10 protein-coding genes are annotated in these 15600 nt (G+C 75.1%); 8 read left to right on the top strand and 2 right to left on the bottom strand.

Annotated elements, in window-relative coordinates:
- The first annotated feature begins 192 nt into the window (after nucleotides 1-192).
- The 8 genes from ACZ7RU_RS10560 to ACZ7RU_RS10525 all read left to right on the top strand — a co-directional run bounded on the left by ACZ7RU_RS10560 (nucleotide 193) and on the right by ACZ7RU_RS10525 (nucleotide 13039).
- Nucleotides 193-4143: a Pls/PosA family non-ribosomal peptide synthetase gene (locus ACZ7RU_RS10560; RefSeq protein WP_470340495.1), complete on the top strand. Its 3951-nt coding sequence runs from the start codon at nucleotides 193-195 to the stop codon at nucleotides 4141-4143.
- A 59-nt stretch (nucleotides 4144-4202) separates the two neighbouring features.
- Nucleotides 4203-5528 (top strand): M1 family metallopeptidase, encoded by a 1326-nt coding sequence (locus ACZ7RU_RS10555; RefSeq protein WP_470340494.1) that lies wholly within the window; start codon nucleotides 4203-4205, stop codon nucleotides 5526-5528.
- Between the two features lie 80 nt (nucleotides 5529-5608).
- Entirely contained in the window at nucleotides 5609-6988 is a 1380-nt protein-coding gene (locus ACZ7RU_RS10550; RefSeq protein WP_470340493.1) for a serine hydrolase domain-containing protein, read from the top strand.
- A gap of 368 nt (nucleotides 6989-7356) precedes the next feature.
- Entirely contained in the window at nucleotides 7357-8196 is an 840-nt protein-coding gene (locus tag ACZ7RU_RS10545; protein ID WP_470340492.1) for a GNAT family N-acetyltransferase, read from the top strand.
- Complete coding sequence (locus ACZ7RU_RS10540) at nucleotides 8193-9014, top strand: lysophospholipid acyltransferase family protein (RefSeq protein ID WP_470340491.1); 822 nt, start codon at nucleotides 8193-8195, stop codon at nucleotides 9012-9014. Before ACZ7RU_RS10545 ends, ACZ7RU_RS10540 begins: the two co-directional genes overlap by 4 nt.
- 88 nt (nucleotides 9015-9102) lie before the next feature.
- Nucleotides 9103-10065 carry a prolyl aminopeptidase gene (gene pip / locus ACZ7RU_RS10535; protein ID WP_470340490.1) on the top strand — a complete coding sequence of 321 codons (963 nt, stop codon included), beginning with the start codon at nucleotides 9103-9105 and terminating at the stop codon, nucleotides 10063-10065.
- Nucleotides 10066-10186: 121 nt separating this feature from the next.
- Nucleotides 10187-11185: a YdcF family protein gene (locus tag ACZ7RU_RS10530; RefSeq protein WP_470340489.1), complete on the top strand. Its 999-nt coding sequence runs from the start codon at nucleotides 10187-10189 to the stop codon at nucleotides 11183-11185.
- Between the two features lie 366 nt (nucleotides 11186-11551).
- Complete coding sequence (locus ACZ7RU_RS10525; RefSeq protein WP_470340488.1) at nucleotides 11552-13039, top strand: extracellular catalytic domain type 1 short-chain-length polyhydroxyalkanoate depolymerase; 1488 nt, start codon at nucleotides 11552-11554, stop codon at nucleotides 13037-13039.
- A gap of 68 nt (nucleotides 13040-13107) precedes the next feature.
- On the opposite strand, the gene mca is transcribed toward ACZ7RU_RS10525, so the two are convergent.
- A complete protein-coding gene (gene mca / locus ACZ7RU_RS10520; protein ID WP_470340487.1) occupies nucleotides 13108-14037 on the bottom strand; it encodes a mycothiol conjugate amidase Mca in 930 nt (309 codons plus the stop codon).
- A gap of 41 nt (nucleotides 14038-14078) precedes the next feature.
- The gene (locus tag ACZ7RU_RS10515; protein WP_470340486.1) at nucleotides 14079-15524 is read right to left on the bottom strand and encodes an MDR family MFS transporter; all 1446 of its coding nucleotides are present in this window, start codon (nucleotides 15522-15524) and stop codon (nucleotides 14079-14081) included.
- Nucleotides 15525-15600 lie beyond the last annotated feature (76 nt).

Raw genomic sequence — 15600 nt, 5'->3', positions numbered from 1 at the left:
CGTCAGATTCGGCCATTCCGAAGCCAGTTGGGCCGAGCGTCCGTTCCTGCCGGGCCGCCGGCCCGGGGCTACCATCGGTCGGGTTGTCCGCTCCGGCCCCGGAGTGGGGGCACCCGACCAGGCGGTGCTCCCACCGCCCCAGGGGCCGGGCATCGGTCGGAACGGGGCGAGGACGAGGAGCGCACGGCTGCCATGACAGCTGAACCGAGCCACCCGGAGCAGTACGCCGCGCCACCGCAGGAGCCGACGCCGCAGCAGCCGACGCCGCAGGCCGCGCCGAAGCAGCCGGAGCAGCGGCAGCCGCCGGAGCAGGCACTCGCCCTGTTCCCCGGCCGCCCCGCCGCCGCCCCGCGCACCCTGGTCGACGTCCTGGACGCCACCGTGCGCGCCCACCCCGAAGAGCCCGCCCTGGACGACGGCCGCACCGTGCTCAGCTACCGCGCGCTGGCCGCCGAGGTCGAGCAGCTGCGCCGCCGGCTGGCCGCCGCCGGGATCGGCCCGGGCGACCGGGTCGGCGTCCGCGTCCCCTCCGGCACCAACGACCTCTACGTCTCGATCCTCGCGGTGCTCGCCGCCGGGGCCGCCTACGTCCCGGTGGACGCCGAGGACCCGGACGAGCGCGCCGAGCTGGTCTTCGGCGAGGCCGCCGTCGCCGCCGTGCTCGGCGCCGGGCGCGGCCTGGCGACGACGGCCGAGCGCGCGCCCGCCCTGGCGCGCCGCCCCACCCCGGCCGACGACGCCTGGATCATCTTCACCTCCGGATCGACCGGCAGGCCCAAGGGCGTGGCCGTCACCCACCGCAACGCCGCCGCCTTCGTGGACGCCGAGGCCGCGCTCTTCCTCCAGGAGGAGCCGATCGGCCCCGGCGACCGGGTGATGGCCGGCCTCTCGGTGGCCTTCGACGCCTCCTGCGAGGAGATGTGGCTGGCCTGGCGGCACGGCGCCTGCCTGGTGCCGGTCCCCCGCTCCCAGGTGCGCAGCGGCGCCGACCTCGGCCCCTGGCTGGCCGAGCAGGAGATCACCGTGGTCTCCACCGTCCCGACGCTGGCCGCGCTGTGGCCGGCCGAGGCGCTCGACGAGGTGCGGCTGCTGATCTTCGGCGGCGAGGCCTGCCCGCCCGAGCTGGTGCAGCGCCTGGTCACCGAGGGCCGCGAGGTCTGGAACACCTACGGCCCCACCGAGGCCACCGTGGTCGCCTGCGCCGCCCTGCTGACCGGCGACGGCCCGGTGCGGATCGGCCTGCCGCTGGACGGCTGGGACCTCGCCGTGGTGGACGAGGCCGGCCGGCCGGTCGCGCCCGGCGGCACCGGGCAGCTGGTGATCGGCGGGGTCGGCCTGGCCCGCTACCTCGATCCGGAGAAGGACGCCGAGAAGTACGCGCCGCTGCCCTCGCTGGGCTGGGAGCGCGCCTACCGCAGCGGCGACCTGGTCCAGGCCGACCCGGCCGGCCTGCTGTTCCTCGGCCGCACCGACGAGCAGATCAAGCTGGGCGGCCGCCGGATCGAGCTCGGCGAGGTCGACGCGGCCCTCCAGGCCCTGCCCGGGGTGGCGGGCGCGGCCGCCGCGGTACGGACCGCGCGCGGCGGCAACCAGCTGCTGGTCGGCTACCTGGTGGTCCAGGCCGGCTTCGACCGCGAGCGGGCCGTCGAGCGGCTGCGCGCCGAGCTGCCCGCCGCCCTGGTGCCGCTGCTGGCGACCGTCGAGGCCCTGCCCACCCGGACCTCCGGCAAGGTCGACCGCGACGCCCTGCCCTGGCCGCTGCCCGAGCTGGAGACCGCCGGCCCGGGCGAGCAGCTGTACGGCACCGAGGCCTGGCTGGCCGAGCAGTGGTCGGAGATCCTCGGCGTCCGGGTCGGCGGCCCGCGCGACGACTTCTTCGCCATCGGCGGCGGCAGTCTGGCCGCCGCCCGGCTGACCACCCTGCTGCGCACCCGCTACCCGAGCGCGGCCGTGCTGGACGTCTACCAGCACCCGACGCTGCGCAAGCTCGCCCGGCACCTGGAGCGCAGCGCCGGCGAGAGCACCGAGGCCCGCCCCGTCACCCTGGTGCCGACCCGGGCCAAGCTCCTCCAACTGCTCCTGCTGGTCCCGCTGTTCACCGTCGTCGGGCTGCGCTGGACGGTGGCCCTGCTGGCCGCCGGGAACCTGCTCAGCCACCTCGGCGACTACCCGTGGGCGCCCACCGCCTCCTGGTGGTGGGTCGGCGCGGGCGCGCTCGCGCTGTTCACCCCGCCGGGCCGGCTGGCCGTCGCGGCGGGCGGCGCCCGGCTGCTGCTGCGCGGCGTGCGCCCCGGCAGCCACCCGCGCGGCGGCTCCGTCCACCTGCGGCTGTGGACCGCCGAGCGGCTCGCCGAGCTGACCGGCGCGGACTCGCTGTCCGGCGCCTGGCTGGTGCGCTACGCCCGGGCGCTGGGTGCCAAGGTCGCGCCCGAGGTGGACCTTCACTCGCTGCCGCCGGTGACCGGGCTGCTGAAGCTGGGCCGCGGCTGCGCGGTCGAGGCCGAGGTGGACCTGTGCGGCTACTGGCTGGACGGCGACCGGCTTTTGATCGGCCAGGTCAAGATCGGCTCCGGCGCCGTGGTCGGCACCCGCTCGACGCTGCTGCCCGGCGCCCGGGTCGGCAAGCGCGCCCAGGTGGCGGCCGGCTCCAGCGTCACCGGCCAGGTGCCGACCGGCCAGCGCTGGGGCGGCGCGCCCGCCGTCAAGCTGGGCCGCGCCGAGCGCGACTGGCCCGAGGAGCGTCCGGTCCGCCGGGCCCGCTGGGCCTCGCTGTACGGCGCCAGCGGTGCCGTGCTCGGCCTGCTCCCGGTGCCGCCCGCGCTCGCCGCGCTGGCCGTGCTGTCCCGGTTCGTCGACCAGGGCGCGGCCCTCGGCCCGGCGCTCGGCGGCGCGCTGCTCGGCCTGCTGCCCGCGACGTTGGCGTTCGGCGCGGTGTACGCGGCGCAGCTGATGGTACTGGTCCGGCTGCTGAGCATCGGTCTGGTGCCCGGGACACACCCGCTGCACGGCCGGGTGGGCTGGCAGGCGTGGACCGTCACCCAGCTGATGGACCGGGCCCGCGAGGTGCTGTTCCCGCTCTACGCCGGGCTGGTCACACCGCTGTGGCTGCGCGCCCTCGGGATGCGGGTCGGCCGGGGCGCGGAGGTGTCCACGGTGCTGGCGCTGCCCAGCCTGACCACGGTCGGCGACGGCGCGTTCCTGGCCGACGACACCCTGATCGCCCCGTACGAGCTGGGCGGCGGCTGGGTGCGGCTCGGCGAGGCGAAGGTCGGCGAGCGCGCGTTCCTCGGGAACTCGGGGATGACCGCGCCGGGCCGTTCGGTGCCCAAGCGCGGCCTGGTGGGCGTGCTGTCGGCGACCCCGGCGAAGGCGAAGAAGGGCGGCTCGTACCTGGGCATGCCGCCGATGCGGCTACCGCGCTCGGCGGACCGGGCCGACCGGAGCCTGACCTACGAGCCGCCGGCCCGGCTGCTGTGGGCGCGCGGGCTGGTCGAGCTGGGCCGGCTGGTGCCGGTGCTGGCCTCGGGGGCGCTGGGCCTGCTGACCGTGGCGGCGCTGTCCCGGCTGGCGGCCGGCTCGCCGCTGACCGCCGCGCTGCTGTCGGGCCTGGTGCTGCTGGCGGCCGGCGCGGTGGCCTGCCTGGTCGCGGTGGCGGCGAAGTGGCTGCTGGTCGGACGGTTCCGGGCGGTGGAGCACCCGCTGTGGAGCGGCTTCGTGTGGCGCAACGAGCTGGCGGACACCTTCGTGGAGATGCTGGCGGTGCCGTGGCTGGTCGGCGCGGTGCCGGGCACCCCGGTGCTGAACCTGTGGCTGCGCTCGCTCGGCGCGCACGTCGGACACGGCGTCTGGTGCGAGAGCTACTGGCTGCCGGAGGCGGACCTGGTCACCCTCGGCGACGGGGTCACGATCAACCGGGGCTGCGTGGTGCAGACGCACCTCTTCCACGACCGGATCATGCGGATGGATACTGTGGTCCTCCGCGAGGGCGCCACGCTGGGCCCGGGCGGCATCGTGCTGCCCGGCAGCACGGTGGGCGCGCGCAGCACGCTGGGCCCGGCCTCGCTGGTGATGCGCGCCGAGTCCGTCCCCGCCGACACGCGGTGGCTGGGCAACCCGATCGAGGCGTGGCAGACCACGTCGTGACCGCGTCCCCGTCCCGCCGTCCCGTCTCCCGTCCCGGCCCGCAGGAAGCGCACGTCCCCGTGAAGCCCAAGCACGTCCCGGCGGCCGCCGGCGCCCCGGACCCGTACTTCCCGAACAGCGGCGACCACCGCTACCGGGTGCACCGCTACGAGCTGGCGCTGGACTACCGGCCCGGGCCCAACCGGCTGGCCGGCTCGGCCCGGCTGAGCGCGGTGGCGGACGCGGCGCTGGCGGAGTTCGCGCTCGACCTGGCCCAGTTCCGGATCGGACGGGTGCTGGTCGACGGCCGGGCCGCCCGCTACACCCACCGCGCGGGCAAGCTGCGGATCCGCCCGGCCAAGGCGCTCGCGCCGGGCGCGGCGTTCACCGTCGAGGTGCACTACACCGGCAACCCGCGCCCGGTGCGCAGCCCGTGGGGCGGCCTGGGCTGGGAGGAGCTGACCGAGGGCGCGCTGGTGGCGAGCCAGCCGGTCGGCGCGCCGTCCTGGTTCCCGTGCAACGACCGGCCCGCCGACAAGGCCACCTACCAGCTGGCGGTCACCACGCCGTCCCCGTTCACGGTGGTGGCCGGCGGCCGGCTGCTGACCCGCACCACCAGGGCGTCCAGCACCACCTGGGTGTACGAGCAGAGCGCGCCCACCCCGACCTACCTGGTGACGGTGTCGATCGGGAACTACCGGCCGGTGCCGCTGGCGGTGCGCCCGGCGGTGCCGCAGACCGGCTACGTGCCGGAGCGACTGGCCGCCGCGTTCGCCCGGGACTTCGCCCGGCAGCCGGAGATGGCGGCGTACTTCGGCGAGGTCTTCGGCCCGTACCCGTTCGGCGAGTACGCGGTGGTGGTCGCGGACGAGGAGCTGGACGTCCCGGTGGAGGCGCAGGGCGTCGCCACCTTCGGCACCAACCACCTCGGCGGCGGCTGGGAGCGCGAGCGGCTGATCGCCCACGAGCTGGCCCACCAGTGGTTCGGCAACAGCGTCACGATCGCCGACTGGCGCCACATCTGGCTCAACGAGGGCTTCGCCAAGTACGCGGAGTGGCTCTGGTCCGAGCACGCCGGCGGCCCCGGCGCGGCCGTGCACGCCGCCGCCGCGCACCGGCTGCTGGCCGGGCTGCCGCAGGACCTGCGGCTCGGCGACCCGGGCCGGAAGCTGATGTTCGACGACCGGCTGTACCAGCGCGGCGGACTGCTGGTGCACGCGCTGCGGCGGGCGCTCGGCGAGGACGCGTTCTTCGCGATGCTGCGGGACTGGACCGGCGCCAACCGGCACGGCGTGGTCGCCACCGCCGACCTGCGCGCGCACGCCGCCCGGTACACCGCCGCCCCGCTCGGCTCGCTCTTCGAGGCCTGGCTGGAGCGGCCGGAGCTGCCGGCGCTGCCGGACTGAGCGCTCCGCCCTTATTCGGTCGGCCCCGGGGCCGGGCTGGGCTACTGTCCGTGCACATGTCGATGAGTCCAGAAACCCACATGACCGATCTGCCCCGCGAGCTGCTGCCCACCACCCGCCGCGCCCTGCTGCACCGGCTCGCCGTCGCCCAGTCCGAGGGACGCACGCCCTCGATGGTCGCCGGGGTGCTGCGCGACGGGCAGCCGGTGTGGAGCGGCGCCCGCAGCATGATCGACGGGCACGCGCCGACCCCGGACGTCCAGTACCGGATCGGCTCGCTCACCAAGACCTTCGTCGCCGTCCTGGTGCTGCGGCTGCGCGACGAGGGACTGCTCGACCTCGCCGACCCGCTCTCCCGCCACCTGCCCGGCACCCCCGCCGACGACGCGACCGTCGTCCAACTGCTCTCGCACTCCTCCGGCCTGACCGCCGAGACCCCCGGCCCGTGGTGGGAGCGGACCGAGGGCTCGCTGCGGCCCGAGCTCGGTGACGTCCTGGAGGCCGAGCGGCCGCTGAAGCACCCGGCCGGGCGGGTGCACCACTACTCCAACCCGGGCTACGCGCTGCTCGGCGCCCTGGTGGCGAAGCTGCGCGGCGAGCCCTGGGAGGAGGTGCTGCGCCGCGAGGTGCTCGCCCCGCTCGGCATGGACCGCACCACGCCGCTGCCCGAGTACCCGCACGCCGGGGGCTTCGCCGTCCACCCGTGGGCCGACGTCATGCTGCCCGAGCCGCTCACCGACACCGGTCTGATGGGCCCGGCCGGCCAACTCTGGTCCACCGTCGCCGACCTGGCCCGCTGGGCAGCCTTCCTGATGGCGGGCGACGACAAGGTGCTGTCCGCCGACACCCTCGCCGAGATGCGCCGCCCCGCCGTCGCCCCGGACGACACCGAGTGGGCCGGCGGCTACGGCCTCGGCCTGCAACTGCGCCGCCACGAGGGCCGGTTGCTGTACGGGCACACCGGCTCGATGCCCGGCTTCACGGCGGGCCTGTGGATCAGCGAGACCGACGGCCTGGCCGCGTACGCCCTCTCCAACGCCACCAGCGGCGCCAGCGCCGCGTCGCTGGCCGCCCGGTTGATCACGCTCACCGCCGAGCTCGAGCCCCGGCTGCCCGAACCGTGGCGCCCGCTGGCCGAGGTGGACGCGGAGCTACTGGAGCTCACCGGCCCCTGGTACTGGGGCGCCGCGCCGGCCGCCCTGCGGCTGCGGCCCGGGCGGGTACTGGAGCTCACCCCGCTCACCGGCACCGGCCGGGGCTCGCGCTTCCGGCCCGAGCCGGACGGCACCTGGACCGGCGCGGAGAACTACTACGCCGGCGAGACCCTGCGGGTGGTCCGCCACCCCGACGGCACGGTCAGCCACCTCGACGTCGGCTCCTTCGTCTACACCCGCGAACCGTACGGACCGGCGGGCGCCGTCCCCGGCGGGGTCGACCCGGAGGGCTGGCGGGCCTTCTGAGCCGCGCGCCGCGATCGGAAGCCCCCACAGCCGCGTGACGGCAGCGGCGTGACGACGGGGATGTGACCGCGGGGACGTGACGACGGGGAGGCGGCAACGGGGGTGTGCGGTACGGCCGTACGCCCCCGTGGCCTGTGCCGTCCACCCCCGGCGGACGAGCGCCCGGTGCCGGGCCGGTGACCGCCGGGCCACGGGTGGTCCCATTCAACAGGTGCACATCTGGGATCCCCCGGGCCGCAACGTGGACGCCAACCCGCTCGGAGAGACATACGGGGACCGGTTCGCGTCCATGCCCAACCGCCTGCGGACCGGGACGGTGCCCTGGTGATCCACGGCACCGCCGATCGTGCTGCCCTGGAGGGTCCGCCATGACCACCGTCCCCACGTACGCTCCGTCCGCAGTCGCCACCCCCCACGACGCCCCGGCGGTCCCCGCGCCCCGCCGTCGGCCCGCCGCCCCGGCCCCGGCCGCGTACACCGTCTCCCTCGCCCGCGACGAGGACGACGTGCGCGCCGCCCAGCGGCTGCGCCACCAGGTCTTCGGAGCCGAACTGGGCGCCGTACTGCGCAGCCCGGTCGCCGGTCTGGACGTCGACCCGTTCGACGAGTACTGCGACCACCTGCTGGTCCGCGAGGGCGAGCAGGGCACCGTCGTCGGCACCTACCGGCTGCTGCGCCCCGAGGCCGCGCGCCGGGCCGGCCGGCTGTACTCCGACGGCGAGTTCGACCTCTCCGCGCTCGCGCCGCTCCGCCCCGGCCTGGTCGAGCTCGGGCGCTCCTGCATCCACCCGGACCACCGGGGCAACGGCGCCGTCATCAACCTGATGTGGGGCGGCATCGCGCGCTACCTGGCCGACACCGGCAACACCTGGGTCGGCGGCTGCTGCTCGATCGAGCTGGCGGACGGCGGCGCCACCGCGGCCCGGGTCTGGGACGCCGTCAGCGCCAAGCACCTGGCGCCCGAGGAGTACCGGGTCACCCCGCACCGCCGCTGGGACGCCACCGGGGTGGCCCGGGCCGAGCGGGGCGGGCTGCCGGCCCTGCTCCGCGGCTACCTGCGGCTCGGCGCCTGGGTCTGCGGCGAGCCCGCGTACGACCCGGACTTCGACTGCGCCGACCTGTACGTGCTGCTGTCGCTGGAGCGCACCGACCCCCGGTACCTGCGGCACTTCCTGTCCGGCGGACCCGCCTCGGGCGCCTCGTCATGAGCGTCTGGCTGCCCACGGCGACCTGCCGGCCCGAGACCTGCCTGGCCGAAGCCTCACCGGAGGTGTCCCACCCCCGGCGGGCGCTGCGGCTGACGGCCTGTCTGGCCGCCGTGCTGACGGGGGTCGTGCTCAGCCTGCCGGTCCGGCTGTTCCCGGACCGCGCCCGGAACCGGCTGGTCCGGCTCTGGGCACGGGTGGTGCTGCGCACCCTCGGGGTGACCGTGCACCTCACCGGGCCCGACGGGCCGGGTCCCGGCGCGGGCGGAGGGGTGCTCGTGGTGGCCAACCACGTCTCCTGGCTGGACATACCGCTGCTCGCCGCCGGGCGGCCGGGCCGGTCGCTGGCCAAGACCGAGGTCCGGCGGTGGCCGGTGCTCGGCCCGCTGGTCGCCTGGGGCGGCACCGTGTTCCTGGACCGCGACCGGCTGCGGACCCTGCCGGACACCGTGGCGGCGGTGGCCGAGGTGCTGCGCTCCGGGCACCCGGTGATCGTCTTCCCGGAGGGGTCGACCTGGTGCGGGCGGGAGAGCGGCCGGTTCCGGCCCGCGCTGTTCCAGGCCGCGGTGGAGGCCGGTGCCGACGTCCAGCCGGTGACGATCCGCTACCGGCTGGCGGACGGGCGGCCGACCAGCGTGCCCGCCTTCATCGGGGACGACGGGCTGCTCACCTCGCTCGCCCGGGTGGTCGCCGCCCGCGGACTGGTCGCCGATGTGACCTTCCTGCCGCCGATACCGCCGCCGGGCCCGCGGCCCGGCCGGGCCGGTGCCCGGCGCCAGCTGGCCCGCACGGCGCAGGCGGCCATCGAGGGCGTCCGCTGACGGGCCGCCGGTACGGCGGGCGGCTGCCGGGATCCGACACCGGGGTAGGCTCCCCGGGTCCGCTCGTACGATCCCGGAGGAGTCACTGATGCCCGAGCCGTACCCCCTCTACGAACCGTACGCGCAAGGCCTGTTGGACGTCGGCGACGGACAGCGGATGCACTGGAACGCCTCCGGCGATCCGGCCGGAACGCCCGCCGTGGTGGTGCACGGCGGGCCCGGCTCCGGCCACAGCCCGGGCTCCCGGCGGTACTTCGACCCGGAGCGCTACCACCTCGTCCAGTTCGACCAGCGCGGCTGCGGGCTCAGCCTGCCGTCGGCCGCCGACCCGTCGACCAGACTGGAACACAACACCACCGCCCACCTGATCGCCGACATGGAGCGGCTGCGCGAACACCTCGGCATCGACAAGTGGCTGCTGTACGGCGGCTCCTGGGGCTCCACGCTGATCCTCGCGTACGCGCAGGCCCACCCCGATCGGGTCTCCGCGATCGTGATCTGCGGGGTCACCATGACCCGCCCCGAGGAGACCGACTGGCTCTACCGGGGCGTGGGCCGCTTCCTGCCCGGCGCCTGGGAGCAGTTCCGGGACTTCCTTCCGCCCGCCGACCGGGACGGGGACACCTCCGAACTGCTCGCCGCGTACAGCCGGCTGCTCAACAGCACCGACGAGTCGGTGCGGCGGGCCGCCGCCAACGCCTGGGCCACCTGGGAGGACGCGGTCATCTCGCACGAGTCCCTGGGCAAGCCGAACGCGTACACCGACCGCCCCTCCGACGCCCTGATGGCCTTCACCCGGATCACCGCGCACTACTTCTCTCACCAGGCCTTCCTGTCGGACGGCCAACTGCTGCGCGACGCCGGACGGCTGGCCGGAATCCCCGGCGAACTGATCCACGGGCGGCTGGACCTCGGTGGACCGGTCGACACCGCCTGGCAGCTGGCCAAGGCCTGGCCGGACGCCCGACTGACGGTCATCGACGAGGCCGGGCACACCGGGAGCCCGCGGATGAGGGAGGCGGTCCTGGCCGCGATCGAACGCTTCGCCTGATCCGCCTGATCCGCCTGATCCGCCCGATCGGCCATGAGCCCCGGGGCGGTTGGGCCCGGTCGGGACCGGTCGGGCCCTTCGTACGAATGGTCCAGACCGAGGAAGGCCTACGATACGACGCATGATCGCCTATGCCCCGGCCGCCCTGTTCTTCGTGTTGTTCGGAATCGGGGTACTACGTGACCGCCGCCAGTTCAGCAACGCCGTCCTGCTCGGCATCGCCGTCTCCCTCCTCGCCCTCGCCCTGCTCGCCGAACTGCGCAAGGCACCCGGCGTGGTGGTCACGCTCGTGGCGGCCCTCATCGTCCTCCTCCCGGCCTTCGGCACGGCGGCCCTGGTCTGGTTCCTGCTCGCCAACGGCCTGACCATGATCCGCAAGGAGGGCAGGCGACCGGCCAACCTGCTGTCGCTGCTCGCCGGGCTGGGCATCCTGGGGGTGATCGGGCTGCTGGTCGCGGCCCTCGTCCTCCACTCCCGGCAGCTGGCCGCCCTGGCTGGCACCGCGGTGCTGGTGGTCGGCTACGTCTCCTTCCTGTTCACCTGCTTCGTCGGCTACGCCTTCCTGTACGGCCGCCACCGGCCGCGCCAGGACGTGGACTTCGTGGTGGTGCTCGGCTCCGGGCTGATCGGCGGCGAGCGCGTCCCGCCGCTGCTCGCCAGCCGACTGAACCGGGGCCACGAGGTGTACGAGAAGCAGGCCGCCCGCGGCAACCCGCCGGTGCTGATCACCTCGGGCGGCCAGGGGCCGGACGAGAAGCTGCCGGAGTCCCACGCGATGGCCGACTACCTGGTCGGACGCGGCTTCCCCGAGGAGCACCTGGAGCGGGAGGACCGCTCCCGCACCACCGAGGAGAACCTGCTCTTCAGCAAGGCCATCATGGAGCAGGCCAAGCCCGGCTACCGGTGTGTCGTGGTCACCAACAACTTCCACGCCTTCCGGGCCGCCCTGCTCGCCCGTCAGACCGGCGTCAACGGCCATGTCTTCGGCTCGCCCACCGCCCGGTACTACTGGCCGAGCGCGACCATCCGCGAGTTCGCCGCGATCTTCCTCTCGCACAAGCTGGTCAACTTCGGGATCTGCGGTTTCATCGCCCTCTGCGGCGTGCTCGTGGCCCTCTGATCCATCCCGGACCACCCGGCTCCGCTCGCCTCGGCGGTCGCCGGACCGAGGGCTCCGGGCTCCAAGCTCCGGGATCCGGGATCCGGGATCCGGGATCCGGGATCCGGGATCCGGGATCCGCCCGGCGATCTGCTCCAGCAGCACCTCCTCTCCGCCCAGGTGGGCGTACCCGGTGATCGGCGAGCCGGGCGTCAGGTGCCGGTCCGGGTGCGCCGCCCGGGCGGCGCGGACGCCCGGGGCGGCGGAACCATGGCGGCCCGCGCCATGCCCGGACGGCGGACCTCGGGTGACCGCCACATGGCACCGGGACGCAGGGCGCGCCACGCTGCACGGGACCGGCCCCCACTCCTCCACCCAGGAGCCCCCATGCCACTGCGCCCCACCGCCGCGGCACTGCTCACCGCCGCCACCCTCGCGCTCGGCACCGCCGCACCCGGCGCGGCCGTCGCCTCCCCCGCCACGGCCTCCCCCGCCACGCCCTCCGCCGCCAGGGCCATGGCCACGAGCGGCAGCTTCCAGCAGGTCACCGGGTTCGGCACCAACCCGGGCAACCTCGCGATGTACACCTACACCCCCGCCGGACTGCCCGCCGGCGCTCCCCTGGTGGTGGCTCTGCACGGCTGTGTCCAGAGCGCCACCGACTACTACCGCAACTCCGGCTGGACCAAGTTCGCCGACCAGTACGGCTTCGCGGTGGTGTTCCCGCAGACCAGCAGCGCCAACAACAGCCTCTCCTGTTTCAGCTGGTTCGACGCGAACAAGGCCGCCCGGGGCGTCGGCGAGGCCAAGTCGGTGGTCGAGATGGTCACCAAGGCCGAGTCGCTGTACGGCTCGGACGCCCACCGGGTGTTCGTCACCGGGCTCTCGGCGGGTGGCGGGATGGCCGCCGACCTGCTGGCCGACTACCCCGACGTGTTCGCCGGCGGGGCGATCGACTCCGGGCTGCCCGCCCACTGCGCCACCACCCAGGCCGCCGCCTCCGGGTGTCAGAACTCCGACCAGGGGCTCACCCCGGCCCAGTGGGGCGACAAGGTCCGGGCCTCGTACCCGGGGCACCCCGGACCGTGGCCCAGGGTCGCGATCTGGCAAGGCACCGCCGACACCGTGGTCAGGCCGGTGAACTCGACCGAACTGCGGGACCAGTGGACCGACGTCCACGGTGTCGGCCGTCAGCCGACCGGCAGCCGGAGCCTCCCCGGCGGCACCACCCAGGAGCTCTACGCCGACGCGAGCGGCAAGCCCGCCGTGGCCCTGTTCACGATCAGCGGGATGGGGCACGGCCTGGCCGTGGACCCGGGCTCCGGGGCCGACCAGTGCGGGGCGACCGGCGCCTACTTCCTCGACACGATCTGCTCCGGCTACTACACCGTGCAGTTCTGGGGGCTGGACGGCGGCTCCGGCCCCGCCGACCCGGGGCTGCCGGCCCCGACCGGGCTGACCGCGACCGCGGCCTCCGGTTCGATCGCCCTCGGCTGGCAGGCCGTCAGCGGCGCCGCCTCGTACCAGGTCTTCCGCAACGGCGGCCAGGTCGGCAGTGCGAGCGGCACGGCGTTCACCGACACCGGGCTCGCGGCCGGCACCACGTACAGCTATACCGTGGCGGCGGTCGACGGATCCGGCGCGGTCGGCAGCCAGTCGGCGGCGGTGACGGCGACCACCCCGGGCGGGGACACCCCCCAGTGCTACACCGCCAGCAACTACGCGCACGTGCTGGCCGGCCGTGCCACCCAGAGCGGCGGCCTCGCCTACACCCTCGGCTCGGGCCAGAGCATGGGGCTCTGGAACACCTTCGTGACCCACACCCTGAAGCAGACCGGCCCGGGCTACTACGTGCTCGCCGACGGCCAGTGCTGAGCGGACGACAGCCGGCACGCGGCCGAGCTTCGCCGCGGCGGCCCTCACCGCCGCACCCACCGTGAGGCTCATCCCGCTCCCGCTCCCGCCCGGAGCCCGGCGAACAGGTCGGTCTCGACCTCGCCCGCCCCGGCCGCGCCCCCTGGCGCCGCGTCGGGCCCCGCGCCGGGCCCCGGCACGAGGCTCCGGGCCAGGTGGTAGTCCTCGGTCGGCCAGACCGCGCGCTCGATGTCCCGCGGGTGGGCCATGAAGGCCACACCCGGCTGGACCTGGGTGGCGTGCGCCAGCATCGCCGCGTCCCGTACGGCGAACTGCTCGGCGCACGCTATCCGGGTGGTGGTGGCCAGGGCGGGCGGGGTGTCGGGCCAGCCGGCGAGCAGCTCGCCCATCTCCGAGCGGAGGCCCCGTTCCGTCACGGCGTCGTGCAGGGCCTGGAACCAGGCCCGGGAGAGTGCCAGGTGGTAGTAGAGCTTGGACACCTGCCAGGGCCCGCCCAGCCCGGGGTGGCGTTCCGGGTCAGCGGCGGCTTCGAGGGCCGCCGCGGTGACCCGGTGGGTCATCACGTGGTCCGGGTGCGGATAGCCACCGGTCTCGTCGTAGGTGATCACCACCTGCGGGCGGAACTCCCGGATCAGCGCGACCAGCGGCTCCGCCGCCAGTTCCACCGGCTGGGCGGCGAAGCAGCCCTCCGGGAGCGGCTCGCCCGCCCCGGGCATCCCGGAGTCGACGAAGCCGAGGAACTGCTGGCGCACGCCGAGGATCTCCCGGGCCGCGGCCATCTCCTCGCGCCGGACCCGGGCGATGTCGGCGCGGACCTCGGGCCGGTCCATGGCCGGGTTGAGCACCGAGCCGCGCTCGCCCCCGGTGCAGGTGGCGACCAGGACGTCGACGCCCTCGGCGGCGTACCGGGCGAGGGTGGCCGCGCCCTTGCTGGACTCGTCGTCGGGGTGCGCGTGCACGCTGAGCAGCCGAAGGCCGTCGGGGTGACGGGTGAACACGGGGTACCTCCATGCCTGGGTGGTCGGGAACCGACCGGCGGTCAGCCGGACTTGCGGGTGTTCGGGTAGAGCAGCGCCGGAGCGATGGCGAGCGCGGACAGCGCCAGCACCCACCAGAAGGTCTCGCCGAAGGCCGCACCCGGGTGGCTCGGGTGCCCGTCCTGCGCCCGCTGGAGTGCCAGCGTGAGCACCGCCGTGCCGAGCGCTCCGCCCACCCGGTTCAGCACGTTGACCGCACCCGCCGCCGTCGGCACCTGGTCCTTCTCGACGCTCCCGTACACCGCCGCCAGGCCGGGTATCGCGATCATCCCCATGCCCGCGCCGCGCAGTGCCAGCGAGGCGGCGATCAGCCAGCCGGCGGGTTCGGAGCCACTGCCCAGTCGGGTGAACGCGATCGTGCCGACCAGGGAGCAGGCGATGCCGATCAGGATCAGCGGACGCGGCGCGATGCGGTCGGTCATCCGGGCGGCCAGCATGGCGGTGACCGCCGTGCCGAGGGCCTGCGGAGCCAGCAGCAGACCGGCCTCCACCGCGCTGGCGTGCCGCACCTGCTGGTAGTACAGCGGCACCAGGAACATCGAGCTGTAGAGCGCGGCGCCCTGCAGGAAGCTGTTCGCCGTCGCCACGCTGAAGCCGCGCCGGGCGAACAGCCGCAGGTCGATCAGCGGCGTGCGGACGCCCCCGCGGCCCACCCGCAGCGCGTGCCGGCCGTAGAGCGCCACCAGCACAGTGCCGACCCCCAGAGCGGCCCAGCCGGCCGTCGCACCGTCACCGATCGTCGAGAACCCGTAGACCAGCCCGGTCAGGCCGGGCGAGAGCAGCACCAGGCCGGTCACGTCCAGCCGGGGCTTCGGCGCCTCCGACGGTTCGTCAGCCGGGAGCCAGCGGGCGGCGAGCAGCAGGATCACCAATCCGACCGGCACGTTCAGCAGGAACATCCAGCGCCAGTCGAAGTGCTCCAGCACCAGCCCGCCGAGGATGGGGCCGAGCACCGGGGCCAGGCTGATCGGAAGCATCAGCGTGCCCATCACCCGCCCGACCCTGGACGGCCCGGCCGCTTGTATGATGATCGCTTGGCCAAGCGGTTGGATCATCCCGCCGCCGATCCCCTGCAGCACCCGGAAGGCGATCAGACTGCCCGTCGACCAGGCCAGGCCGCACAGCGCCGATCCGAGCACGAACAGGACGACCGAGGCGAGCCACGCCCGCCGCCCACCGAACCGGGCCGCGGCCCAGCCCGAGAGCGGCATCGTCAGCGAGATCGCCAGCAGGTACCCGGTGGCCACCCACTGCACCGCCCCGATCGAGCTGTGCAGATCGCGGCCCACCGGGTCGATGCCGACGTTGACGATCGTGCTGTCCAACAGCGCGAGCACCGGACCCAGCGCGAGCACCCCGCCCATCTTCCACAGGCCCGGCGGAATCGGCTCCGACTGCCCCTCCCGGACTCCTTCCGGTCGGTCCTTCGCCGTGACGGATGTGGTCATGCGCCCTCCCCTGGTCGCCTCCGGGCGAGCCGCTCCCCGAAGCCGCGCGCGGTCATTCCGACCCGCGCCCGGCACA

The sequence above is a fragment of the Kitasatospora sp. NPDC114501 genome, assembly GCF_055633695.1.
This window is presented reverse-complemented; position numbering and strand designations above follow the sequence as displayed.